The sequence below is a fragment of the Vibrio sp. AIC-3 genome (assembly GCF_013114515.1).
Taxonomy (GTDB): Bacteria; Pseudomonadota; Gammaproteobacteria; order Enterobacterales; family Vibrionaceae; genus Vibrio; species Vibrio crassostreae_C.
Genome location: NZ_VTXG01000080.1, coordinates 1 through 696 on the forward strand (window position 1 = coordinate 1; position 696 = coordinate 696).

Sequence of the window (696 nt, forward strand, 5' to 3'; positions counted from 1 at the left end):
TTCAAACAAGTTTGAATCGAATACAAGACACTTGAATGTGTTTGTTGTGTTTATCTAATGAAAGATAAACATTGAGAACTTTTAAATTTGATTGAATTACTCGTGAGTAATCAATCAGTCAGCTTTCCAAATTGTTAAAGAGCAATGAGACTTCTTGTGAAGTTCATTTTCTAAAGACTCTCACAGTCGAAAAATCCAACCAGCGACATAAGAAGTGGTTTGGAGATTTAACTTCCAAGAATATTTAGAGAATGGTGGGCGATACCGGGCTCGAACCAGTGACCCCCTGCTTGTAAGGCAGGTGCTCTCCCAACTGAGCTAATCGCCCACTAAAAGTTTTAATTCCTTCGTGGAGAAAGAATGGTGGGTCGTGCAGGATTCGAACCTGCGACCAATTGATTAAAAGTCAACTGCTCTACCAACTGAGCTAACGACCCAATGGTATCCCGTAGGGGAGTCGAACCCCTGTTACCGCCGTGAAAGGGCGGTGTCCTAGGCCTCTAGACGAACGGGACACTGGATTGAAGAACTTGGGAGTTCTTCGTCTCTTTTACTTTCTAAACCTAATCAATCTGTGTGGACACTTATCGTGAATATCTTCGTATAAGGAGGTGATCCAGCCCCAGGTTCCCCTAGGGCTACCTTGTTACGACTTCACCCCAGTCATGAACCACAAAGTGGTGAGCGTCCTCCCCG

3 tRNA genes and 1 rRNA gene are annotated in these 696 nt (G+C 44.3%); all 4 read right to left on the bottom strand.

What is annotated here, in order from left to right:
- Positions 1-252 precede the first annotated feature (252 nt).
- Positions 253-328: transfer RNA gene (locus F0229_RS21680), tRNA-Val, on the bottom strand.
- A gap of 33 nt (positions 329-361) precedes the next feature.
- A tRNA-Lys gene (locus F0229_RS21685) sits at positions 362-437 on the bottom strand.
- Between the two features lie 2 nt (positions 438-439).
- Positions 440-515: transfer RNA gene (locus F0229_RS21690), tRNA-Glu, on the bottom strand.
- Positions 516-604: 89 nt separating this feature from the next.
- A 16S ribosomal RNA gene (locus tag F0229_RS21695) occupies positions 605-696 on the bottom strand; the annotation flags it as partial.